Origin of the sequence: Phytoactinopolyspora halophila (assembly GCF_003287285.1) — a bacterium.
Classification (GTDB): Bacteria; Actinomycetota; Actinomycetes; order Jiangellales; family Jiangellaceae; genus Phytoactinopolyspora_A; species Phytoactinopolyspora_A halophila.
Genome location: NZ_QMIG01000009.1, coordinates 1 through 22,051 on the forward strand (window position 1 = coordinate 1; position 22,051 = coordinate 22,051).

22 protein-coding genes are annotated in these 22,051 nt (G+C 65.1%); 14 read left to right on the top strand and 8 right to left on the bottom strand.

The features are described from left to right. Positions 1–101: 101 nt before the first annotated feature. Positions 102–1,520: a glycosyltransferase family 87 protein gene (locus DPM12_RS10820; RefSeq protein ID WP_112258340.1), complete on the top strand. Its 1,419-nt coding sequence runs from the start codon at positions 102–104 to the stop codon at positions 1,518–1,520. Continuing rightward, the gene (locus DPM12_RS10825; RefSeq protein WP_112258341.1) at positions 1,517–2,692 is read left to right on the top strand and encodes a mannosyltransferase family protein; all 1,176 of its coding nucleotides are present in this window, start codon (positions 1,517–1,519) and stop codon (positions 2,690–2,692) included. Before DPM12_RS10820 ends, DPM12_RS10825 begins: the two co-directional genes overlap by 4 nt. Here the strand turns inward: DPM12_RS10825 and DPM12_RS10830 are convergent. After that, the gene (locus tag DPM12_RS10830) at positions 2,670–2,984 is read right to left on the bottom strand and encodes an MTH1187 family thiamine-binding protein (protein WP_112258412.1); all 315 of its coding nucleotides are present in this window, start codon (positions 2,982–2,984) and stop codon (positions 2,670–2,672) included. The genes DPM12_RS10825 and DPM12_RS10830 overlap by 23 nt on opposite strands. A 102-nt stretch (positions 2,985–3,086) precedes the next feature. Between DPM12_RS10830 and DPM12_RS10835 the strand changes: the two genes are divergently transcribed. The 10 genes from DPM12_RS10835 (at position 3,087) to DPM12_RS10880 (ending at position 11,420) form a co-directional block, all read left to right on the top strand. Further along, entirely contained in the window at positions 3,087–3,887 is an 801-nt protein-coding gene (locus tag DPM12_RS10835) for a deoxyribonuclease IV (protein ID WP_112258342.1), read from the top strand. A gap of 112 nt (positions 3,888–3,999) precedes the next feature. Beyond that, a complete protein-coding gene (locus DPM12_RS10840; RefSeq protein ID WP_245951251.1) occupies positions 4,000–5,139 on the top strand; it encodes a lipid II:glycine glycyltransferase FemX in 1,140 nt (379 codons plus the stop codon). Between the two features lie 7 nt (positions 5,140–5,146). After that, the gene (locus tag DPM12_RS10845) at positions 5,147–6,184 is read left to right on the top strand and encodes an alanine racemase (RefSeq protein WP_112258344.1); all 1,038 of its coding nucleotides are present in this window, start codon (positions 5,147–5,149) and stop codon (positions 6,182–6,184) included. Positions 6,185–6,343: 159 nt separating this feature from the next. Further along, positions 6,344–6,634, top strand: a complete 291-nt coding sequence (gene rpsF, locus DPM12_RS10850) for a 30S ribosomal protein S6 (protein WP_112258413.1) — start codon at positions 6,344–6,346, stop codon at positions 6,632–6,634. A gap of 56 nt (positions 6,635–6,690) precedes the next feature. Continuing rightward, positions 6,691–7,209: a single-stranded DNA-binding protein gene (locus DPM12_RS10855; RefSeq protein WP_112258345.1), complete on the top strand. Its 519-nt coding sequence runs from the start codon at positions 6,691–6,693 to the stop codon at positions 7,207–7,209. A gap of 71 nt (positions 7,210–7,280) precedes the next feature. Next, positions 7,281–7,517, top strand: a complete 237-nt coding sequence (gene rpsR, locus DPM12_RS10860; protein ID WP_112258346.1) for a 30S ribosomal protein S18 — start codon at positions 7,281–7,283, stop codon at positions 7,515–7,517. A gap of 16 nt (positions 7,518–7,533) precedes the next feature. Next, on the top strand, positions 7,534–7,980 hold the full coding sequence (gene rplI, locus DPM12_RS10865) for a 50S ribosomal protein L9 (protein ID WP_112258347.1): 447 nt from the start codon (positions 7,534–7,536) through the stop codon (positions 7,978–7,980). Positions 7,981–8,064: 84 nt separating this feature from the next. After that, positions 8,065–9,408: a sensor histidine kinase gene (locus DPM12_RS10870; protein WP_112258414.1), complete on the top strand. Its 1,344-nt coding sequence runs from the start codon at positions 8,065–8,067 to the stop codon at positions 9,406–9,408. Positions 9,409–9,430: 22 nt separating this feature from the next. After that, a complete protein-coding gene (locus DPM12_RS10875) occupies positions 9,431–10,099 on the top strand; it encodes a response regulator transcription factor (protein WP_112258348.1) in 669 nt (222 codons plus the stop codon). A 184-nt stretch (positions 10,100–10,283) separates the two neighbouring features. Beyond that, positions 10,284–11,420, top strand: coding sequence for a hypothetical protein (locus tag DPM12_RS10880; RefSeq protein WP_211658793.1), 1,137 nt, complete (start codon positions 10,284–10,286; stop codon positions 11,418–11,420). Here the strand turns inward: DPM12_RS10880 and DPM12_RS10885 are convergent. Then, positions 11,401–12,744 carry an MATE family efflux transporter gene (locus DPM12_RS10885; protein WP_112258350.1) on the bottom strand — a complete coding sequence of 448 codons (1,344 nt, stop codon included), beginning with the start codon at positions 12,742–12,744 and terminating at the stop codon, positions 11,401–11,403. The genes DPM12_RS10880 and DPM12_RS10885 overlap by 20 nt on opposite strands. Before the next feature lie 422 nt (positions 12,745–13,166). On the opposite strand from DPM12_RS10885, the gene dnaB reads away from it, so the two are divergent. After that, positions 13,167–14,969, top strand: coding sequence for a replicative DNA helicase (gene dnaB / locus DPM12_RS10890; RefSeq protein WP_211658795.1), 1,803 nt, complete (start codon positions 13,167–13,169; stop codon positions 14,967–14,969). 14 nt (positions 14,970–14,983) lie between these two features. On the opposite strand, the gene DPM12_RS10895 is transcribed toward dnaB, so the two are convergent. The 5 genes from DPM12_RS10895 to DPM12_RS10915 all read right to left on the bottom strand — a co-directional run bounded on the left by DPM12_RS10895 (position 14,984) and on the right by DPM12_RS10915 (position 19,723). Beyond that, positions 14,984–16,246, bottom strand: a complete 1,263-nt coding sequence (locus DPM12_RS10895; RefSeq protein WP_112258351.1) for an FAD-binding protein — start codon at positions 16,244–16,246, stop codon at positions 14,984–14,986. A gap of 114 nt (positions 16,247–16,360) precedes the next feature. After that, on the bottom strand, positions 16,361–17,164 hold the full coding sequence (locus DPM12_RS10900) for an SDR family oxidoreductase (protein ID WP_112258352.1): 804 nt from the start codon (positions 17,162–17,164) through the stop codon (positions 16,361–16,363). 554 nt (positions 17,165–17,718) lie between these two features. Continuing rightward, entirely contained in the window at positions 17,719–18,054 is a 336-nt protein-coding gene (locus DPM12_RS10905) for a hypothetical protein (RefSeq protein WP_123788613.1), read from the bottom strand. Positions 18,055–18,076: 22 nt separating this feature from the next. Then, a complete protein-coding gene (locus tag DPM12_RS10910; RefSeq protein WP_112258416.1) occupies positions 18,077–18,604 on the bottom strand; it encodes an Hsp20/alpha crystallin family protein in 528 nt (175 codons plus the stop codon). 261 nt (positions 18,605–18,865) lie between these two features. After that, positions 18,866–19,723 carry a class I SAM-dependent methyltransferase gene (locus tag DPM12_RS10915; RefSeq protein ID WP_158542855.1) on the bottom strand — a complete coding sequence of 286 codons (858 nt, stop codon included), beginning with the start codon at positions 19,721–19,723 and terminating at the stop codon, positions 18,866–18,868. A gap of 77 nt (positions 19,724–19,800) precedes the next feature. Here DPM12_RS10915 and DPM12_RS10920 point away from each other — a divergent pair, with 77 nt between their 5' ends. Beyond that, positions 19,801–20,409: a DJ-1/PfpI family protein gene (locus DPM12_RS10920; protein ID WP_112258355.1), complete on the top strand. Its 609-nt coding sequence runs from the start codon at positions 19,801–19,803 to the stop codon at positions 20,407–20,409. A gap of 7 nt (positions 20,410–20,416) precedes the next feature. Here DPM12_RS10920 and DPM12_RS10925 read toward each other — a convergent pair whose 3' ends face one another. Continuing rightward, positions 20,417–21,949 carry a glutamate synthase subunit beta gene (locus tag DPM12_RS10925; protein WP_112258356.1) on the bottom strand — a complete coding sequence of 511 codons (1,533 nt, stop codon included), beginning with the start codon at positions 21,947–21,949 and terminating at the stop codon, positions 20,417–20,419. Positions 21,950–22,051 lie beyond the last annotated feature (102 nt).

Consider the following 22,051-nt stretch of genomic DNA (forward strand, 5'->3'; position numbering starts at 1 on the left):
ACGACGGTGGCGATGACGGCGGTGGCGACGGTGGCGATGAAGGTGGCTGGAACTGATCGCCAGGGAACGGCCATTCCAGCCCGTTGCGACACGATAGGCGGGTGAACGCACACCCCATCTGGCCAAGTCGCGACGATCCGACGGTTGCCGCTGCGAGCGAATGGATCGGTGGCCCCGCGGGTCGTCACGCGACGGTGGGTTCTCGCTGGTGGAACCCGCTGCGGATCATGCTGGCCGTCGCGTGCACGGTCTTCGCGCTGGGCGTGTTGCTCGACGAGCCGTGTCATGACGCATCCTGGGAACGACGCGACGATTCCACGCTGTGGACGTCGCTTTGTTACAGCGACGTGCCCTTCCTCTATCGGGAACGCGGTTTCTCCGACGGTGACCTTCCGTATTGGGACACCGCACTCGAGTACCCGGTACTCACCGGCGTCGTCATGCAAGGCTCGGCCATTGCGGCGCGGGCCGTGCAGTCGTTCGTCGATTCGGAACCCGCAGATCCGGCCGTGGCGGAAAGTGTGCGATTCTACGAGGTCACGACGTTGCTTGTGGGCCTCTCTGCGCTCGTTGTGGTGGCCGCTACGGCGCTGACCGTGCCGCAGCGGCCGTGGGACGCGATGTTGGTGGCCGCATCACCGATCATGCTGCTGAGTGCAACGATCAACTGGGATCTCCTCGCGGTGGCTGCGGCAAGCGTTGCCATACTCGCGTGGACACGAGAACGACCAGGCTGGGCTGGGATCCTCATCGGGGTCGGGGCGGCGGTCAAGCTCTATCCGGTCCTGCTCCTCGGCCCCCTGGTGCTCGTCGCCCTTCGCGCCCCCGGGCGGCTACGTGAGCTGCGAAAGGTCGGTGTCTGCGGCGGGGTCGCCGTGGCGACGTGGAGCCTGATCAACGCGCCGTTCGCGCTATGGGCGCGGGACGGATGGCTGACGTTCTTCGAGTTCAATGCTGCCCGTGAGGCCGACTTCGGTTCGATCTGGTACGCCCGCCAGCTACTCGCGCCCGAGCTGCTTCCCGGCGACGTCGATCGGCTGGCCTTGGGCGCAGCGCTCGTCCTGTTGGGTGCCATCATCCTGCTGGCCATGCTCGCGCCCCGTCCGCCCCGCCTGGCCCAGCTCGCCTTCCTCGCGGTGGCGGCGTTCGTGCTGATCAACAAAGTGTGGTCGCCACAATACTCACTGTGGCTGCTACCGCTGGCGGCACTCGCCATTCCGCGCTGGCGGGAACTGTTGATTTGGCAGGCGGCAGAAGCTATCTACGTCGTCTCGGTCTGGTTCTATCTGTCCGGCTTCTTCGCCGATCACATGATCTCAGATGAGGTCTATGCGTGGTCCATTGTCCTCCGGGCCGTAGTGCTGATCTGGCTGTGCAGCATGGTGGTTCGCGATATGTTCGCCCCTGACCGTGATCCGGTGCGCAACACGAACATGCCCCCATCGCCGGTTCCGGACCGGCTGGAGCACGCCGGCGCATCGGCACCGACGGGCGCAGGTGAGAGGCACCGTTCGGCATGAGTTGGCGAGACACCGAAAGCGTGGCTGTGGAGACGGCAGACTCGCCGGGCCGGGGGCCGTCGTCGGTGCTCATACGCCGACGCGTGGACAACGATGCGATCGGCATCTGGATACTGAGCCGGATCTCCATGGTGGTCGTGGCGGCAGCGACCGGGTGGCTGTTCGCTGTGAACGGGCAAGACGTGATCGGCTGGCTGGATCGCTGGGCACAGTGGGACGTCCATCATTATCGGGGCATCGCCATCCACGGCTACGAAGGTCAGCCCACCGGTGTGCCGAACGAGGCATTCTTTCCGGGCCTTCCCGCGTTGTTGTGGCTCGGGGCGCAGATAGGGCTGCCGCACGTGCTGACCGGACTGCTCGTCTCGTTCGTGGCCGGTGGAATCGCTGCGATAGCCCTGGCACGGCTGGGAGAGCTCGAAGGTGGGCGACATGCCGGGCGTCTCGCCGTCGTGCTCTGGGTGTGCGCACCACCGGCCGTGTTCCTCGCAGCGCCTTACACGGAGGCCTTGTTCCTGGGTCTGGCGTTGCCGGCCTGGTTGGCCGCGCGTCGTGGTCACTGGCTGGCGGCCAGCTCGTTGACCGCGCTGGCGTGCACGGTTCGCGTAAGTGGAATCTTCCTGGCGGCCGCCGTGGGCGTTCATTGGCTCGTGACCCGGAGACGTCACAGGAACTGGTCCGGATTCGGCTGGCTCTTCCTCCCGCTCGTTCCGCTGGCTGGCTGGATGTTCTACCTCAAGCAGCTCACCGGGAATTGGCTGGCCTGGATGGATGCTCAGGCACAGGAATGGAACCGGGAACTCACACCACCGTGGGAGGCACTGAGCAATACCTGGCAGGCGGCCTTCGGCGGCACGCAATCCCCCGGCTTCGCATGGATGTTCGGTGCCGAATTGGTCGCGATGCTGGCCGGAACGTTGCTGACGGCCGCATTGCTCTGGTGGCGGCGATGGGGTGAAGCGACCTGGGTCGGGCTGCAGGTGGTTGCGTTCGCGACGTCGTTCTGGTTCTTCTCCGTTCCCCGGGCGATGCTGCTGTGGTGGCCACTGTGGGTGGGCCTGGCCGTGCTCGCTTCGCGTCGCCGCTGGGTGCTGTGGCTATATCTGGCAGTGAGCGCGCCGTTGATGGTGGTCTGGGCGGCAACCTTCCTCACCGGTCGCTGGGCGGGTTGAGGTGGCGTTCCACTGATTGCACCTTCGTTTCGAGCGCGCCGGATAGGCCGGGGCGATAGTCCGCCTTGATGACGGTGCTCACGCGTGGTGCGCGGCTGGCGACCGCGTCGACGGCCTGTCGCACTACGTCCATGACCTCGTCCCAGGACTCACCCTCGATCGTGGTGAACATGGCATCGGTCCGGTTGGGGAGCCCGGAGGCGCGCACGACCCGGACGGCCTCGGCGACGATCTCGCCAACTCCCTCGCCGACGCCGAGTGGTGTCACGGAGAATGCGACGACGACGGACATGCCGGCCTCCTCGATACGGTTCGGGCGAACTGACGAGCTCCATGATTCCTCATCCATCATCGAACGATCGCCGATGTCGGGTGGGTGCGATAGCGTCAAGTCATGCCCGAGCCAGATCACGTTCGTATCGGTGCCCATGTCGGCTCCGAAGACCCCGTGGGCGAAGCGCAAGCGCGCAGCGGCGACGCAGCCCAATTCTTCCTCGGGGATCCGCAAGGCTGGAAGGCACCCACCGTCGCCTACCCCGACGGCGCGGAGGCATTGCGGAAGGCTGCCGAGGACGCCGATGTCGAGCTCTACATCCATGCGCCATACGTGCTCAACGTCGCCACGACCAACAACCGGATCCGGATCCCGAGCCGCAAGATCTTGCAGCAGCAGGTGGATCTCGCGGCGGAGGTCGGGGCCAAGGGCCTGGTGATACACGGCGGCCACGTCCTCAAGGGCGATGATCCCGACGTGGGTGTGGACAACTGGCGCAAGTGCGCCGAGCGGCTCGATGCGAAGGTTCCCGTATTCATCGAGAACACGGCAGGCGGAGACTACGCCATGGCCCGCACGCTTGATCGGCTGGCCCGCGTGTGGGACGCGGTGGCCGAGCATGGCCTCGGTTTCTGCCTCGATACGTGTCATGCGTTTGCCGCCGGTATCGATCTCGCCGAGGTTGTCGATCAGATCATGGCTATCACGGGCCGCATCGACCTGGTGCATGCAAATGACAGCCGTGACCCCTTCGGTTCCGGCGCGGATCGGCATGCCAATCTCGGTGACGGCACCATCGGACTGGCGGCGATCGCCGAGGTCGTCCGTGCGGCGGGTGCCCCGGTGATTCTGGAGACTCCGGGAGCCAAGAGCGGCGAGAGCGACGACGTCACTCGGTTGCGGGAGTACCTGCGGAGCTGACGCGTTCGGCGTCGCCGTTCACGTGGCGTCGACGCCCGGCGGTGGCCTGACCGACGGTGGTCATGGCGGAGGCAGGATCGGACGTGTGATGATCGCCAGGTACGCTCGGCCCGTGACGAACGCGCCTGCACTCACCGTCCGATCGATCTCTGCTGAACAGCATCTGACCGCGATCGCCGAGCGTCCGTCCGTCAGCTTCTTGCAGACTCCCGCGTGGGGGCTCGTCAAACAGGGATGGGTGGCCGAGTCGGTCGGCTGGTTTGACGGTCAGACCATTGTCGGAGCCGGCCTCGTTCTCTACCGAAAGGCTCCTCGGTTACGGAAATACCTGGCCTACGTCCCCGAAGGTCCGGCGATCGACTGGGAGTCGGCCGCCAAAGCCGGAGATCTTCACCGGTGGCTCGATCCGCTCGTCGAACATGTGAAGTCTGCCGGAGCGTTCGGCCTGCGGGTGGGAGCCCCGGTCGTCACGCGGATCTGGCAGAACGCCACCTTGAAGACCGCGCTGGCCGACGACGCCGTGAAGCGCCTCCGGGACGTTACCGCAGACGAGGTGACCGAGGTGGGGGAATCCCTGGCGGCGCAGCTGACCAGTGCTGGCTGGCGACCTCCGCCGGAGGAGGAGGGCTTCGCTGCTGGACAACCTCGTCACGTGTTCCAACTTCCGCTGCACGGCCGTTCGGCCGATGATGTGCTCCGCGGTTTCAACCAGCTGTGGCGGCGCAACATCAAGAAGGCCGACAAGGCCGGAGTGACAGTGAGCTACGGCACTGAAGACGACCTTCCGGTATTCCACGAGCTCTACACCGAAACGGCACGACGGGACGACTTCACACCCCGGCCACTCGAGTATTTTCAGCGCATGTGGCGCACCATGAGCGCTGAAGACCCGGAGCGATTCCGGCTGTATCTCGCCCACCACGACGGCGACCTGGTGGCAGCGACCATCATGGTGCAGGTCGGCGTGCACGCGTGGTACTCGTACGGGGCGTCGTCGACCGAGAAACGCGAAGTACGTGGTTCGAACGCCGTCCAGTGGAGGATGATCGAGGACGCTCTGGCTGCCGGGTGTGAGATCTATGACCTGAGGGGGATCACGGACACGCTGGACGAGTCCGATCCGCATGCCGGTCTGATCCGGTTCAAGCTCGGTACCGGCGGCCAAGCTGTCGAATACCTCGGTGAATGGGATTTGCCGATTTCCCGCCTCATGTACAACGCGTTCGAGCTCTACATGAAACGCAGGAGCTGATCTGCCGATGTCGCTGACCTTGCATGTCGATGCGTCCCGGTGGCGCGAGCACCTGCGTCGATTTGTGGACACCGGTCGGGTGGCTGTCGTTCCGGTGGCGAAAGGCAATGGATACGGCTTCGGAAACGAGACACTGGCTGCGGAAGCCGGCGCGCTGGGTGTGGAAACGCTCGCGGTGGGGACCTACGAAGAATTGGCTCGCCTCGACGATGCATTCGCTGGCGATCTTCTGGTCCTGACCCCGTGGCGGCCATGGATGAACGCCCGGCTCGGCGACGAGCGGGTCATTCACACCGTATCCCGGCCGTCCGATCTTCATGCACTGGTCGAGCGGGGAGGGCGTCCCCGGATCGTGCTCGAGGTGCTGACAAGTATGCGGCGCCACGGCGTCGATCCCACGCAGCTCGAGGCTATAGCCGAGCCGTTGGCCGAGACCCGGTTCGAAGGCTTTGCACTACATCTCCCGCTTGCCGGAGATCATCGAGACGAGGCACGTGAGCTTGCGGAAATGGCGTTTGGCGCGGTGGCGTCATCCCCGGTGCGCCGGATCTGGGTCAGTCATCTGTCGAGGCAGGCCGCATCGGACGTGGCGTCTGCGATCGATGCCGATGTGCGCGTGCGCGTCGGGTCCGACCTGTGGCTCGGAGACCGCAGCGCGTTGAGCATGCGGGCGACGGTGCTCGATGTCCACTCTCTTCAGCGCGGTGAACGCTACGGTTATCGCCAGCGCCCCGCCAGGAGAGCCGGCCACATCGTCGTCGTCGCCGGAGGCACCGCCCACGGTGTCGCCCTCGAGGCGCCGTCCGCTGTGACGAGCATCCGGCAGCGCGCCGTCTCGGTTGCCAAGGGCGGACTCGAAGCTACGGGTCGCGCGTTGTCGCCCTTCCGGATCGGTGGGAAGCAGCGATGGTTCGCCGAGCCACCCCACATGCAGTGTTCGATGCTTTGGTTGCCGCGCGACGTCGCGCCGCCCGAACCCGGTGATGAGGTGGAGCTCGACGTCCGTTTCACGACGACAACTGCCGATCGGATCGTCTGGGAGTGAAACTAGGCGGTGCGGCGGAATCTGTCGGCCGTCGCTGGTACGCTTACACGCGGTCTGGTTGTCGGTGGGCGATTCACCAGACAGCACAGACCGGCAGACGTACAGCCCTCCTGCTGCGGAAAGACCGCGGCCGTGAAGACCACGGGAGGTGAAACCGGCATGCGTCATTATGAGGTAATGGTCATCCTCGACCCGGAGGCCGAGGAGCGCACCGTCGCTCCGACTCTCGAGCAATATCTGGAGATCGTACGCAAGGCCGGCGGCACGGTCGAGAACGTCGACATCTGGGGCCGTCGCAAGCTTGCCTACGAGATCAACAAGAAGAGCGAAGGCATCTACGCGGTGTTCGATGTGAATTGCGAAGCCGACACCGTATCCGAGCTCGACCGTCAGCTCGGACTCTCCGAATCCGTGCTGCGCACCAAGGTCGTCCGGCCCGTAGCGCGCTAGGTCGTCGGGCGTCGGCGCTCGTACCGCACGACATTCCCGGAGCAAAGGGAGCATCCATGGCAGGCGAGACCGTCATCACCCTCATCGGCAATTTGACCGATGATCCCGAGCTGCGCTTCACGCCGAGTGGCGCGGCCGTCGCCAACTTTCGGGTCGCGTCCACCCCACGCACGTTCAACCGGCAGACGAATACGTGGGAGGACGGCGAGCCGCTGTTCCTCTCGTGCTCGGTCTGGCGGCAAGTGGCGGAGAACGCGGCCGAGACCCTTCAGCGGGGTATGCGCGTGATCGTGAGCGGCCGGTTGAAGCAACGCTCGTTCGAAACGCGCGAAGGAGAGCGGCGTACGGTTTTCGAGGTCGACGTCGACGAGGTCGGCCCGAGCCTGCGCTATGCCACGGCCAAGGTCACCAAGACACAGCGTCAAGGTGGCGGAGGATTCGGTGGCGGTGCACCGCAAGGAGGCGGTGACCCCTGGGCCAGCCAGGCTGCTCCGGCGGCACCGCAGGGTGCCCAAGCACCGGCGAACGATCCATGGTCGACGAACGCCCCGGCGGCTGACGAGCCTCCGTTCTGACCATACCTGTACCCGTCCATCCACCCATCCCGGTCGACCGGCCGGGCTCTTCGTCAAGGAGGAGCACCACGATGGTGAAGTCCCCAGTACGCAAGCCGAAGAAGAAGGTTTGCGCCTTTTGTCAGGAGAAGATCGACTACGTCGACTACAAAGACACGGCGTTGCTGCGCAAGTACATCTCTGATCGGGGCAAGATCCGCGCCCGCCGTGTCACGGGTAACTGCACGCGGCATCAGCGTGATGTGGCGACGGCGATCAAGAACGCGCGCGAGATGGCGCTGCTGCCGTACACCTCGACGGCCCGCTGAGAAAGGTGCGGAGAGCATGAAACTCATTCTCAAGCAGGAAGTCTCCGGTCTGGGATCGGCTGGTGACGTCGTCGAGGTGCGCGACGGCTATGGCCGTAACTACTTGATCCCCCGTGGGTACGCCATGGCGTGGACCAAGGGCGCGCAGAAGCAGATCGACGCGATCCAGCGCGCACGCGAGAGCCGGGAGATCGCCGATCGCGACACCGCGCGGGCGATGAAGGAACGCCTCGAGGCGGGTCCCATCCAGCTGAAGGCCAAGGCCGGCGAATCGGGCCGGCTCTTCGGTTCGATCACGCCGGCGGATATCGCGTCGGCGGTCGTGGACGCTGGCGGGCCGCAAGTCGACAAGCGGCGTATCGAGGTTGGCACGCCCATCAAATCCGTCGGTGAGCACACGGTTACGGTCCGGCTCCACGAGGACGTCTCCGCCAAGATCAAGATTAACGTCGCTGCCGCCTGATCACTCCTCGCCCTGGCGGGGAGGGTCCGTGCTGTACGGCAAGAGTCAGTACGGCGGGGAACCACGTCAGGCAGAATCGTGGGCGTGATCCTCAGGTACGTGTGGGCGCCGCTGGTCAGCAAGTCCACGTTCCGGCGAGGTATTCACCTGCTGCTCGGCGGCGTCATCCTGATTCCGTACCTGCTCTTGGCGTTCGGGTTCGCGCAGATGTATGCGGACCCCGACGTGCCGGTCGTGCCCATCTCCGTGTTGGTGGCGGTCACCGTCGCCATCGTCGCGGTGCCGCCGTTCTTGCCGGTGATGCGCGGGCTGGAGATCTCGGCCGCACAGAGCCTGTTGGATGTGGGGCTTCCGGAACCGGCGCGGCATCCGTCCTGGGACGCCCGTCTACGTGGCGCCACATGGTACGTGCTGCACCTCCTCGGGGGCGGCGCCGCCATGGGAACGTTGCTCTACTGCGTGCCGGCGGCAGTTGTTTCGATCATCAGAGGGCTGGGTGCGGAGGACCAGCTGCCGGCCGACGCCAGCGTGCCTCCGTTCGGCGGCGTGCATGGGCCGGCATCGGTAGCACTCGGCGCGCTCATGCTGCTACTGGTGGCCTACGTCGTCGCCGGAATCGGTGGTGCTCTTGCTCGGGTGGCGCCGTTCTTGCTCGGACCGTCGCCCGCGGAACGCATCGCCGCACTCGAGGACGAGACACGGCGGCTCGCGGAGCGCAATCGACTGGCCCGGGAGCTGCACGATTCGGTCGGTCATGCGTTGACGGTCAGCACGATGCAGGCGGCTGCGGCCCGCCAGGTACTGCGATCCGACCCGGATACGGCGGAACAGGCATTGACGGCGATCGAGGAGGCCAGCCGCTCAGCGGCGGAAGATCTCGACCATGTCTTGGGATTGCTCCGGGACGATCGCACAGCTGACGAGCGTGCAGCTGACGAGCGTGCGAATCGCCGTGTCGATCGTGAACCGGAGCATAGTGGCTCGCGAGGCCGTGACCCCGTTTACGGGCTGGATGAACTCGAGAATCTGGTCGAAGATGTGCGTGCAGCCGGCATGGAGGTCGACGCTGAACTCGATTTTGAAGGCCGGATGGTTCCTGCTATCACATCGCGGGAGGCGTATCGGCTGGTTCAGGAGGGACTGACCAACGCCGTACGACATGCCGCGGCACCGTCCGTCGTGGTGCGAGTACGCGGTGACCACACGGGCGTGACCATCGAACTGTCCAACCCCCTGCGTCCGGCCGAGTCTGCGACCGGCGGTGCGGAGACCGATGGTCGGGGCCTGCGCGGTATGCGGGAGCGTGTCAGCATGTTGGGCGGGGCCTTCTCCGCTGGCCCGGCGGAGGACGGCGTCTGGCGTGTGCGGATCTGGTTGCCGGGCCGGAAGACGCCTGGCAGTAGGGCATCGGCACGAGGCAGGGAGTGAGTTCGGTGGGAGAGTGCCGCTGATGGCGGAGAACGCGATCAGGGTACTCCTGGTGGACGACGAGGAGCTCGCTCGCGCTGGACTCCGTGTGATCATCGAGTCGCAGGGTGACATGACCGTGGCGGGTGAGGCTGCTGACGGTGCGCAGGCCATCTCGATGGTGTCCACGTTGCGGCCCGACGTCGTGATGATGGATGTGCGGATGCCATCCATCGACGGTATCCAGGCGACGCACACGTTGATGTCCCGCGCGGACCCACCCCGGATCTTGGTCGTGACGACGTTCGAGAACGACGATTACGTTTACGATGCCCTGCGGGCCGGAGCACACGGCTTCGTGCTCAAGCGCACTCCACCTGATCAGATCATGCACGCCGTCCGCACGGTGTTCCGTGGTGACGGGCTGCTCTATCCGGACGCGATCCGGCGGCTGGCGGCCCGGCGCCGGTCCGAGACGTCGTCGGGTGATCCGGCGCTGTTGCCGGGATCGCGGCTGACCGACCGCGAAGGTGAGGTCCTGCGGATGATGGCGGCCGGGCTGTCCAATGTCGAGATCGCCGGCGAACTCGTGCTGGGTGTGGAGACCGTGAAGACACATGTCGGAAACGTGCTCACGAAACTGGGAGTGCGAGACCGGACACAGGCCGTGATCGCGGCCTACGAGTCCGGCTTCGTCGCCCCCTCCGAATGACCTACCTCACCGAATGATCATGTTTGGTACGTTTCCTCGGGCCATGACACGTCTGCAGTCGTGTCATGGCCCGAGGAAACGTACCAAACATGATCATTCGGAAGGGGAAATCCCTCGGAAGGGGGAGGGAGTTCCCCGGTGATCGGGATCCCGTGCGCTGCGTCCTCGCCGCAAGCTGGGACGTATGAATCAGTACTCGCTTCGCGTTCACGACAGCAAGCAGCCTCCGCCGCCGACGAAACCGCCGTCGCCCTGGTCGGGTCCGAACCGCTTGATCGGCGCCGCAGCCGTGTGGTCGCTCGTCTACGGCGTGATAGCCATATTGTGGACCGTGACCGGCCGGGGTTATCCCCTCGGAGAAAACGATCCACACGCCTCGAGTTCACTCCTGGGAGCGGTGCCCGCCGACGTCGGGGCGCCGTTGTTCGCCGCGGTAGCTCTGGCGGGGGCAGGCATCGGTGCGCTCATGCTCCGGATGACCGTCGTCTCCCGCGTCGGCCGGGTGATGATCATCGGTTTCGGAATGGCCTCGGCTATCGGCTGGATGGTGATCGTGCCGGATAGTCGGGCGCTTGCCCTGGTCGGTTACCTGCCGATGGTGGTCGTCCAGGCACCGTTCGACGCGGAGCTCCGGGGGGAGTTCGTCGATACCATCAACGGTGTCTATGCGAATCATGTCGCTGTACTCGTCGGCGGCTTCCTCTGGCTTGCCGCCACGGTAATCTTCGCTCGCCGCACAGCCGGAAGGTGCGAGAACTGCGGGCGGGGAAGGCGGCACGCTGCGTGGACGGCACCCGGCGCGGCCCTTCGCTGGGGCCGGATCGCGGTGGCTGTGGCCGTTGCGGTTCCGGCTCTTTACGCGCTGACCCGTTGGACGTGGATCGCCGGTTTCCCGCTGGGCATAGACGACGAGACCCATGCCGAGGGTATGGCCGACGGAACATTGTGGGCCGGTGCCTGGCTGGGTTCGTTCGCGCTGGTGGGAAGCATACTCACGTTGGGTCTGGTTCAACGTTGGGGTGAGGTCTTTCCTCGGTGGATTCCGGGGCTGCGCGGCCGTCGGGTACCCGTCATGCTGGCGGTCATCCCGGCGTCGCTGGTGTCCGCGTTGTCGGTTTCGGCTGGACTGAGCATGAACAAGGCTGGATTTGCCGACGGGATGCTCAGGTTGACGTTGGATAGTTGGGCCGTGGCTGGGCCGGCGATGCTGTGGCCGGTATGGGGTGTCGCGCTGGCCGCCGCTACGTACGCGTACTATCTCCGGCGCCGGGATACCTGCGGTGTGTGCGGTCGCGGCGCGCTCACCGGACAGCTCCCGTGATGGCCCATTTGCCTCGCCGTTCTCGGGCCTCGAGCGTGACGAGTCGGGCAAGCGTCCACACGCCGATGGCCGACCAGAGCCCTACCATGCCGGGGGTGCCGGAGAGGTTCAGGTAATGTACTGCGGCGGCCGCGGGCAGGAAGATGGCGACCGACGCAACCGACGCCCAGGCGAGGTAGGGGCCGTCCCCGGCGCCGATCAGTACGCCGTCGAGGACGAAGACCCACCCGGCCGCGGGCTGCAACACCGCCGCGACGACGAGTGCGGTGACGAGCAACGAGCGAACCTCGGGATCCTGGGTGAACAGTACGGGATAGACGGTAGCGACACCGAGGACGACGATGGCCAGGGCGAGCCCGCTGAGTACACCCCACTGGACCATACGGCGGGTGACGTCCCGGGCTTGTTCCACATCCGATGCGCCGAGCGCCCGCCCGACGAGCGCTTGAGCCGCGATCGCCACTGCGTCGAGAACTAGTGCGAGCAGGATCCAGGTGTTGAATGCCACCTGATGCGCGGCGAGTTCGGCGGTGCCGAGGCCGGTGGCCACGACGGTCGTGATGATCAACGCGATCCGCATGGCCACGGTCCGGACGATGAGCGGCACCCCGGCGCCGAACGCGCGCCTGACGCCGGGCCAGTGTGGCGCGAGCGATGCTCCCTCGCGGCGTGCCGCACGGGCAACGACGACGACGAATACCGTGGCCATGCCGACCTGAGAGATCACGGTTCCGATCGCCGACCCCGCGATCCCGAGGCCGATGCCGTGGACGAGCCCGATGTTGAGGACGACGTTGCTTCCAGCACCGGTGACAGCGACGTAGAGCGGCGTCTTCGTGTCCTGTAGCCCTCGCAGCACGCCCGTGGCGGCGAGAACGAGAAGCATGGCGGGTATCCCGAGGAGGCTGATCCGCAAATACGTCTCCGCCTGCTCGGCGACGTCCGGAGCTGGGCCGAAACGCTCGACGATCCATGGTGTCAGCGGCCATCCCGCAGCGAGCGTTCCCGTCCCGATCACGACGGCGAGCCAGCAGCCGTCGAGGCCGGAATGGAGTGCCCCTCGCATGTCGGAGGCTCCGAGCATCCGCGCGACAGCGGCGGTGGTCCCGTACGCCAGAAAGATCGAGACGTTGACCAGCGTGGAGAGCACTGTGCTGGCGATGCCAAGCCCGGCGAGTTCCGGGGTGCCGAGGTGCCCGATGATCGCGGAGTCAGTGAGGAGGAACAGCGGCTCGGCGACGAGCGCCCCGAGCGCGGGCAGGGCGAGGCGCAGGATCTCACGGTCGGCCGGATGCCTGTGAAATGCTGCCGGACGGGTGAACATAACACTAGTGACAGTAAAGGTTGCTCCTGACATTACGAGGCGTTTCTCAGAACGTGAGATGTTCACAGGTCAGGGGAGAATCCACAGCCCGTGGACGACTATCTGTGCAGTTCACAGCGCACTTTCCACGGTTGCTGTGGGTGCTTCTCCACAGTTTTCCCCAGTATTGTCCACAGCTGGGGATGATCGATGCGGTGGACACCAGGGGACTGAGGCGCATTGTCCACAGCCCGTGCATAACCGTTGTGTGTGTCGAACTTGGTCGCCTGCCCACGACGGCATAACGTCGCTGGAACTGGGACCCGTCGGTCCGTCCACTGGCCGACACGCCGGATGACGTCTCGGTGGTCGCGGCCAACACATGTCGGTCGCGACTGCTAGAACGTGTGTATGAAGCGTCGGGATGTGAAGGGGGACGGCAGGTGAGTGTCACCGAGCTGCCGAACCGCGACGATGCTCCCGCGGGCGGACCGGGCCTGACCCCACCGCAGGATGTCGCCGCGGAGCAATCGGTGCTCGGCGCGATGCTGCTGTCCAAGGATGCGATCGCCGATGTGGTGGAGATTCTCCGCGGGCACGACTTCTATCGTCCGGCCCATGAGGTCATCTACGACGCGATCATCGATCTCTACGGCCGCGGCGAGCCGGCCGACGCCGTCACGATCGCCTCGGTGTTGCAGAAGAACGGGGATATGGGCCGGGTCGGCGGCGCCCCGTATCTGCATACGTTGGTCTCTTCCGTGCCGTCTGCGGCGAATGCCGGCTACTACGCCAACATCGTGCGAGAACGGGCCATCTTGCGCCGTCTGGTGGAGGCGGGTACGCGCATCACCCAGATGGGGTACAACGCCGAGGGCGACGCGGACGATGTCGTCGATCGAGCCCAGGCCGAGGTCTACTCCGTCACCGAACGTCGAGCCTCCGAGGATTACCTGCCGCTGTCCGAGATCATGGAGGGTGCTCTCGACGAGATCGAGGCGATCGGTTCTCGCGCCGGCGAGATGGTTGGTGTGCCAACCGGATTCACCGATCTCGATGCCCTGACGAACGGCCTGCACGCCGGACAGATGATCATCGTGGCCGCGCGACCTGCGATCGGAAAGGCGCTGGCTCTGGACACGCCGCTGCCGACGATCACGGGATGGACCACGATGGGAGAGGTGCGGGTCGATGATCTGTTGATCGGCGCGGACGGCACGCCGACCCGCGTCGTCGCTGCCACCGAGGTCATGCACGATCGCCCGTGCTACGAGGTGGAATTCTCCGACGGCGGTGTCATCGTCGCCGATGCGCAGCATCAGTGGGCCATCACGGACGGCGACGTCATGACGACAGAACAGCTGGCGTCGGCACCGGGCGGTCATCACGTGATTGAGCTGGCCGAATCGTTCGAATGCCCCGATGTCCTCGCTGCGGAACCGCCCGCGGGAACGTGGAAGATCGTGGATGTCCGCTCAGTCCCGGCCGTCCCGGTGCGCTGTGTGGAGGTCGATGCCGCGGATCACCTGTACCTCGCCGGCAGTTCGTGTGTGCCCACCCACAATTCGACGCTGGGCCTGGATATGGCCCGCGCCGCGTCGATCAAGCACCAGGTGACGTCGGTCATCTTCTCGCTGGAGATGAGCCGAAACGAGATCACCATGCGGCTGCTGTCGGCCGAGGCTAAGGTGCCGTTGCATCACATGCGAGCCGGGCAGATGACGGATGACGACTGGAACCGCATCGCTCGCAGCACCGGTGAGGTCTCCAGCGCGCCGCTGTTCATCGACGACTCACCGAACATGACCATGATGGAGATCCGGGCCAAGTGTCGTCGGCTCAAGCAGCGTCACAACCTGCGCATGATCATTGTCGACTACATGCAGCTACTGACCAGTGCGAAGAAGGTCGAGAGCCGTCAGCAGGAGGTCTCGGAGTTCTCCCGGGCGCTGAAGTTGCTCGCCAAGGAACTCGATGTGCCAGTGATCGCGGTCTGCCAGTTGAATCGGGGACCGGAACAGCGCACCGACAAGAAACCGATGCTCAGCGACCTCCGAGAGAGTGGTTCGCTGGAGCAGGATGCCGACATGGTGCTCCTGCTGCACCGTGAGGATGCCTACGAGAAGGAATCACCGCGTGCGGGTGAGGCCGATCTGATCGTGGCCAAGCACCGAAATGGCCCGACAGCGACGATCACCGTGGCGTTCCAGGGGCATTACAGCCGCTTCGTCGACATGGCGCAGTAGCGCCATGGGCTCGTTCACGATGCGTCGAACAAGTACCGATCGGTGAAATCGTTGCGGAACTTCCTATCGGGGTCGTAGCGATTCACCAGCTCGCGGAAGTCGGGTAGCCGGGGGTAGCGAGGTCGCAGGCGCTGCGCCGGCATGGTGAAGACCTTGCCCCAGTGCGGCACGGGGTCGAACGGGTCCAGCGCGTCCTCGATCACGGGAAGCACGGTATGCACGGCGCGGGGATCGTCGATCCACGTGAAGTGAACGGCCACGACATCCTTCTGGTACGCCGGGCTGAGCCATAGATCGTCGGCGGCGATGGTGCGGATCTCGGAGATTTGCAGTACGGGCGCGATCACGTCGCGTATGCGATCCAGCGCGTGGATGGCTTCGACGGCCCGGGAACGCGGCACGAAGTACTCGGATTGCAGTTCCTCGCCGCTGCTCGGGGTGAATCCGAGCCGGAAGTGCGGTAGCCGCTCGTGCCAGGGGCCGCGCTGGCCGGCTTGCTCGGTGCAATGTTCGGGTGACATGCCGGGTACGGGATGTCGGGCGGCGCGGGCCATGCGTGCTCCGAACCACTCCTCCCTGGCTGTCCAGGGTCCACGATCGGCGCGATGCTTTACCCAGACTTGATCGAATTTCTGGCTGCGCCAACGGGTGAACAGGCTCACGCTGTAGGCGGCAGACACGATCGTGTCGAAGTGCTCGGTGAGCGCCTCGTGCGGCAGGTCCTCGAATACGTACTGCTCGACGTCATATGCGGGCTCGACGGTGAGCGTCACGTTGACGACGGCGCCGAGCGCGCCCAGCCCGACGACGGCACCGGGAAAGGCGTCGTCCTGCGCGGTGAGTGTGACCATCTCGCCATCTCCGGTGACGAGATCGATCGCGGAGACGGCGGTCGCGAGGTTTCCATTGGTGACGCCGGAGCCGTGGGTGGCCGTGGCACATGAACCGGCAACGGAAATATGGGGAAGCGAGCCGAGGTTGTGCAGCGCGTATCCTTCGGCGTGCAAACGCTGGCTCACCTCGCCGTATGGCATCGCCGCGCCCACGGTCACCGACGTTCCGTCGGCGTTGACAGTCACGTCTTCGGGCATGCCGGCGAGCGAGATCAGCTCACCGTCGGTGTCGGCTATCGAGTTGAACGAGTGGCCGCTGCCGAGGACCCGGATTCGATCGGCCCGGGCAACCAGCTTCTGTAACTGTTCGAGGGACGACGGGCGGTGGACATGTTCCACGTGGAACGTCACGTTGCCTGCCCAATTCGCCGGACGCTGGCCCATCCGTGCCCCCTTGTGCCTGAACCGCATCCATCTGATCACAGGGGTATCGCGCGTCGCCAGTGTCGATGATCGATTCTTCGCATCATCCCGTGATCAGATGGACGACGCGCTGGTTCAGTGGAACTCGTCGGCGTGCTCGGCCGCCCACTCGGCGAACGTGGTGCCGCGAGCGCCAGTGATCGTCTCGGTCGTCTGGACCGCGGCCTGCGGTTGGTCGACGAGCTCGGCACGGGCATCGACGTACCATTGCGCGTACTCGCCCATGAGTGGTTGGAGGATCGCGATCCCTTCTTCGCGTGATACCTCGATGCACGGGATGTCACGGCCGAGCGCTCGACCGAGGTCGCTGACTTGGTCGTAGCGGTTGATGGTCTCCGGGCCGGTGAGCTCGTAAGCCTTTCCGGCGTGACCGTCGCCGAGCAGGATCGACGCGGCGACGGCCGCAATGTCGTCCATGGCGATCGGGGCGTTGGCCGCCTCGGGATACGGGTCTCGCACCTGACCAGTCGAACGGATTTGTGGGGCGAGGATCGTGGAGTTCTCCATGAACTCCCCGGCCCACAGATGCGTCCAGTCCACGCCGCTCGTCTCGACGGCGCGCGCGACATCGCCCCACCAGCTCTCGTAAGGGCCGGAGAGGTCGACGATATGGCGAACGCCTGTCTGTGCAGCAAGCGTGGTGACCTGTTCGACGGTCTCGGGCAACGGCGCCAAGTACATCCGATCGACGCCGTGGAGCGCCGCGGGAAGAGTATCGGGCTGGCCGACATACCCGACGACGACGTCGACGTTGCCGGGTAGTGCTGCCTTCTCCGGATTGGTGGTGAGGGCGCGCACGTCATCTGCGCCCTGCTGGAGCAGATGATCGACGACGCGGCGGCCGATGTTGCCGGTAGCACCTGTGACGAGAATCTTCATAAACTAAAGCGTACGTTGTACGTAAAATTCGTACAACGTACGCTTTAGTTCTGCGACGAGACACTCTCGTCGCCTTGCTCGAACGTTGAAGGAAGGGGTGGTCCCGAATGGATAGGGAAGAGGTGGTCCCCGAATGGATTCGGAGGGGCGCGCTCACGTGGCAAGGTCGCGTTCGGTCGAATCGTGGACATGGCAGCGGCATGCCCACCATCGGGACGTGCCGGAATGCTTCCCGCGTGTGGCGGCGGGAATTCGGCTGAAACCGAGGTGGAGGTAGGTGGGAGCCAAGAACCGAAGTTGGCGGCAACGATAGCGTCAAACTCGGCACGCAGCAGTTCATGGTCGGAACAGATGAGCTCAGCGAATGCCAAGCGGACCGACGGTTGCTGCATGCCTTTCCGCATCACGACCACACCTCCAGTCACACTCACCAGAGTTGTAGATCGCTTCTAGACATTCTTATAGCAGGCACTATAAATATCGTCAAGGCGAGCCGCACAGCACGAGACCGGCGCGAGAGACGAGACTCCGCGCCGGTCTCGGATGCGCGCATGTCATGTCCGAGCCGAGGTCAACTGCCTCACGACCTCGCGATGACCGCGCTGGGCTTCCTGCAGACTGCTCCACGTCCAGCGCAGGTGCCGGACGTGCGGTGCTGTCCCGGCTTCGTCGATGAACGTCTGAAAAATTGGCGGATCTGTCGTCGTGGTGGCGATTCCCAGCCACGTCGTGATCACCCAGGCATCATTGCCATCCACGCAGATCGGATCGCGCGCAATGACGACGTAGTCGGGGCGCGCACTGAGCGCGAGCCAGGTCTGGCGAGCGATCCGACGTCCGTTCCGGTCGAAGTAGACGACGGCTGGCATGTGCGAGGGTGTAGCGCTCATCACCCTCACCTCACGCCCAGCTTCAGGACGTGTCGGTTCGGTCCTCGGCCTGGCCGATCGCGGTGGTGGTGCGGCCAGCCGTCACGGGGATCCGGCGGGACGTCGAGCCGCTCGCCTTCGGGGCGTGGATGGTCAGTACCCCGTTGGACAGCGACGCTTCGATGCGGTCACCGTCCACGGTCCCGGGAAGCGTCACGGAGTAGTTGAACTGCCCGGTACGTCGAGTCTTGTGTCGCAGGAAACCCACCCGTTCGCGTTCCTTGACCTCACCGTGGATGAACAACTGGTCCCCGTTCCAGTCGAGCGTGAGGTCGTCGTGGGATACGCCCGGAAGCTCGGCCTCGACGATGTAGGCGTCGGGCGTCTCTTCGATGTCCAGCGGCGTCGACCAGCCCCAGCGGTCCAGGTCGTCACTCAGCCCCTGGAAGAGGCTGTCCATGCGCTGGCGCAGCTCGTCGAGGTACGCGAACGGGTCCAGCGAGGCTTGATGAGCCGGCCTCGTGAAGCCGTTGTCGACGTGGTTCTTCGAACGCCGGATCGGCAGACCCATCGTCATCACCTCCCTCGATCACCGTACGACCAAACTTGAGTGTCATCGACTCAATCATTGCAACGCGACGACGTGAGACTCTATTCCGCACGGACGGATCATTTTGGGGGTGACATCACGGCGAGCTCGGTTACCGTCGTCCGGATACTGGGGAAGCTAGGAGAGGACGTGATGAGTTCGCGGGATGCCGAGAACGATGCGTGGCACGATCAGTGTGCGTGGCGATACGGAGCGAATCCACCTGTGATCTTTCGGGCGGCATCACGTCCGTTGTGCAACGGTGTAGCGCACCGGTGTGACCATGTGGAGGCGACCGTCGGCATCGACCATGTCCCGGAGGGCCGCGCGGGTATCGTCACGGGCAGCGGGAAGCTTCTCCGTGGGTATGGCGTCCCAGAAGGCACGCGCTCCGTGCGAGCGGTTCCAGGCGAGCCATTCGTCGGCGGATGCATAGACCACGTCGTATGTGATCGTCTCGTGCTGGACGGCCGTGAATCCGGCGTCATCGAGCAGTTCGGTGATGCTCTCGTCGGTACTGAACGCGTCTCGTGACGGCAGGATTGTCGGCGTCGAACCCTCCGGAATGTGGCGAAACAATGCCTGATAGACGGGCTTCCAGGCGGGGTCGTTCGGGCCCCATGTCGAGAAGGCGAGCGTGCCGCCCGAAGTGAGTATCTGGTGATAGCGCGCCAGTGCGGATTCCGGAGCTGGCAAGAAGAACAGCACGTGTGCGGCGAGGATGCAATCGAGTTCCGGCTCGGTGACGGGTGGGTCCTCGGCGTCTCCAAGGCGGACGTTCACGTGCTGCCATCCTCGGCCCGCCACGGCCCGGCCGACGCGATCGATCATTCCTGGGGCGAGATCGATTCCGAGGACGCGTCCGGTGGGCCCGACCGCTTCGGCAGCGGGGAGCAGCGCGGCTCCCGTGCCGCATCCGACGTCAAGTACCCGCATTCCCGGCGCGAGGCCCGCACGATCGACGAGAGCCCGCCCGAAGAGTTCGAAGAACTCGGGGCCGATCGTCTCGTATTCGCCGGATGCCCCGTCGAACGCGTCAGCGATGGTCGCCTTGGTCCCGGCAGCCGGGTGCATCGTCGTCTCGTCACTCGCCAACGCCAAACTTATGAGAATAATAATTATCATTAATTCTACATGCTCCAGGATCGGGCAACACGCGGGGATGAGATACTGACCCGGTGGCGAAGCGGATACGAGTAGCGTTGTTGGTGTTCGACGAGGTCGACCTGCTCGACGTCGGTGGACCGTACGAGGTTTTCCTGACGGCTAACCGCCTGGCGGAACGGCGCGGCAAAACGGCCCCGTTCGAGGTGGTCACAGTAGCGGCAGAATCCGGTCTGAAGACGTCCTACGGTGGGCTCGATCTGGCCGCGCAGCAGAGTTTCGACGTGCTCGGTGACGATGATGTGCTGATCGTTCCTGGAGCGATCGATATCGTCACCGTGCTCAAGGACGAGCAGCTACTGCGTATGGTGTCCGGACACGCCCAGCGCGGGCTGGTCGCCTCGGTATGCACCGGAGCGTTCATCTTGGCTGCCGCAGGAGTTCTCGACGGCCGTCCGTTCACCACCCATTGGGAGGACGTCGGCGATCTGGCGGAGCGCGTGCGTGGCGGGGAACCGCGGGCTGACGTGCGGTGGGTTGACGACGGCAACATCGTGACGTCGGGCGGGCTGTCCTCGGGGATCGCGATGGCATTGCATCTCGTCGCCCGGTTGGTCGATCCGGACCTGGCCCAGGCGACGGCAGACCAGATCGACTACGTGTGGACCGAACGCCGCGGGTGAGAGTTCGTCATACGGCCAACGGCCGGTCTGAGGCACGGACGGGCGCGGGAAGCGTCGTCGAGCCATTGAGATAGCGATCCACGGCAGCCGCCGCCGCACGGCCCTCGGCGATCGCCCACACGATCAGCGACTGGCCTCGACCCGCGTCACCAGCGACGAAGACTCCGTCGGCGTCGGTGCTGAACTCGTCCGTGCGCGTGAAGTTTCCGCGTCCGTCCAGGCCAAGGCCGAGCTGTTCCACCAAGCCGCTGTCCGGTTCCGGTCCCGAGAATCCCAACGCGAGCAAGACCAGGTCGGCTGGCAATTGCCGTTCGGTGCCCGGTTGTGGTCGACGCCGTTCCGGCTCGACGCCCGCCAGGTTCAGCGCGCGGACGTGGCCATGTGCATCTCCGTCGAAAGCCAGTGTGGAGGCAGAGAAGACCCGCACGTCCCCGTCCGGGCCCGGGAGCGGCACGCTGGACTCGGGCCATCCTGGCCGCGCTGGGGGTGCCCCGTAGCGTTCCCGGGCCTCCTCATGAGCCGGGGAGACACGGTAGACCTTCGGATGTGTGGGCCATGGCTCGTGCGGGGCGCGGTCCGCGCCCGGCAACGGGTTGATGTCGAGCTGGGCGATCGATGCGGCCTTCTGCCGCACGGCCGTACCCAGGCAGTCTGCCGCAGTGTCACCACCGCCGATAATCACGACGTTGCGGCCTGCGGCGTTGATCGGCGAGGGTCCGTCGAAGTCGCCTTCACAAGCGTGATTTGCCAGCGTCAGGTATTCCATGGCCTGATAAATGCCGGCCAGCTCCCGGCCCGGGACAGGCAACTCCCGCGCGGACAGAGCACCCACGGCAACGACCACGGCGTCATATCGTTGTCGCAGCTCGGCAGCGTCGACGTCCTTCCCAACAGCGACGCCCGTCCGGAACCGGGTGCCTTCGGTGCACATCTGGTCGATACGTCGATTGATATGGTGCTTCTCCATCTTGTATTCCGGAATGCCGTAACGCAGCAGCCCGCCGAGGCGATCGTCGCGTTCGTACACGGTCACGGTGTGACCGATCCGGGTCAGTTGCTGCGCACAGGCCAATCCGGCGGGTCCCGAGCCGATGACGGCGACGGTCTTGTCAGACATGCGGTCCGGGATGATCGGAGCCACGTCGCCATCGACCCAGGCCCGATCTGCGATGGCCACTTCGACGTTCTTGATGGTGACGGCGGGTTGGTTGATCGCGAGCACGCATGCCGTCTCGCACGGAGCGGGGCACAGCCGCCCGGTGAACTCGGGAAAGTTGTTGGTGGCGTGCAGCCGTTCGCTGGCTGCCGACCAGTCGTCTCGGTAGACGAGGTCGTTCCAGTCGGGAATGAGATTTCCGAGTGGGCAACCCTCATGGCAGAACGGGACGCCGCAGTCCATGCAGCGGCCTGCCTGCGCACCGATGATCGGGAGCAGGCTCTGCCCGTCGTAGACTTCGTTCCAGTCTTCGACGCGCTCCTCGACAGGGCGGCGAGTGCATTCCTGCCGAGGTGTGGTGAGAAATCCCTTGGGATCGGCCATGGTGGTGCTCCGGCGAGATGAATTCCCAGGTGAGATGCTCAGAAGGTACTCCTGACACTGTATGTTGCCTCCTCGGCCGACGTCATGAGCCGGCGAATTGCC

What these genes read in the sequence shown, in the direction of transcription:
- DPM12_RS10895 (WP_112258351.1), bottom strand. Translation starts at nt 16,246, where the DNA reads ATGGGCCAGCGTCCGGCGAATTGGGCAGGCAACGTGACGTTCCACGTG.
- DPM12_RS10925 (WP_112258356.1), bottom strand. Translation starts at nt 21,949, where the DNA reads ATGGCCGATCCCAAGGGATTTCTCACCACACCTCGGCAGGAATGCACT.
- rplI (WP_112258347.1), top strand. Translation starts at nt 7,534, where the DNA reads ATGAAACTCATTCTCAAGCAGGAAGTCTCCGGTCTGGGATCGGCTGGT.
- DPM12_RS10905 (WP_123788613.1), bottom strand. Translation starts at nt 18,054, where the DNA reads ATGAGCGCTACACCCTCGCACATGCCAGCCGTCGTCTACTTCGACCGG.
- rpsR (WP_112258346.1), top strand. Translation starts at nt 7,281, where the DNA reads ATGGTGAAGTCCCCAGTACGCAAGCCGAAGAAGAAGGTTTGCGCCTTT.
- DPM12_RS10825 (WP_112258341.1), top strand. Translation starts at nt 1,517, where the DNA reads ATGAGTTGGCGAGACACCGAAAGCGTGGCTGTGGAGACGGCAGACTCG.
- DPM12_RS10855 (WP_112258345.1), top strand. Translation starts at nt 6,691, where the DNA reads ATGGCAGGCGAGACCGTCATCACCCTCATCGGCAATTTGACCGATGAT.
- DPM12_RS10900 (WP_112258352.1), bottom strand. Translation starts at nt 17,164, where the DNA reads ATGAAGATTCTCGTCACAGGTGCTACCGGCAACATCGGCCGCCGCGTC.
- DPM12_RS10830 (WP_112258412.1), bottom strand. Translation starts at nt 2,984, where the DNA reads ATGTCCGTCGTCGTCGCATTCTCCGTGACACCACTCGGCGTCGGCGAG.
- DPM12_RS10835 (WP_112258342.1), top strand. Translation starts at nt 3,087, where the DNA reads ATGCCCGAGCCAGATCACGTTCGTATCGGTGCCCATGTCGGCTCCGAA.
- rpsF (WP_112258413.1), top strand. Translation starts at nt 6,344, where the DNA reads ATGCGTCATTATGAGGTAATGGTCATCCTCGACCCGGAGGCCGAGGAG.
- DPM12_RS10875 (WP_112258348.1), top strand. Translation starts at nt 9,431, where the DNA reads ATGGCGGAGAACGCGATCAGGGTACTCCTGGTGGACGACGAGGAGCTC.
- DPM12_RS10845 (WP_112258344.1), top strand. Translation starts at nt 5,147, where the DNA reads ATGTCGCTGACCTTGCATGTCGATGCGTCCCGGTGGCGCGAGCACCTG.
- DPM12_RS10910 (WP_112258416.1), bottom strand. Translation starts at nt 18,604, where the DNA reads ATGGGTCTGCCGATCCGGCGTTCGAAGAACCACGTCGACAACGGCTTC.
- DPM12_RS10880 (WP_211658793.1), top strand. Translation starts at nt 10,284, where the DNA reads ATGAATCAGTACTCGCTTCGCGTTCACGACAGCAAGCAGCCTCCGCCG.
- DPM12_RS10885 (WP_112258350.1), bottom strand. Translation starts at nt 12,744, where the DNA reads ATGTTCACCCGTCCGGCAGCATTTCACAGGCATCCGGCCGACCGTGAG.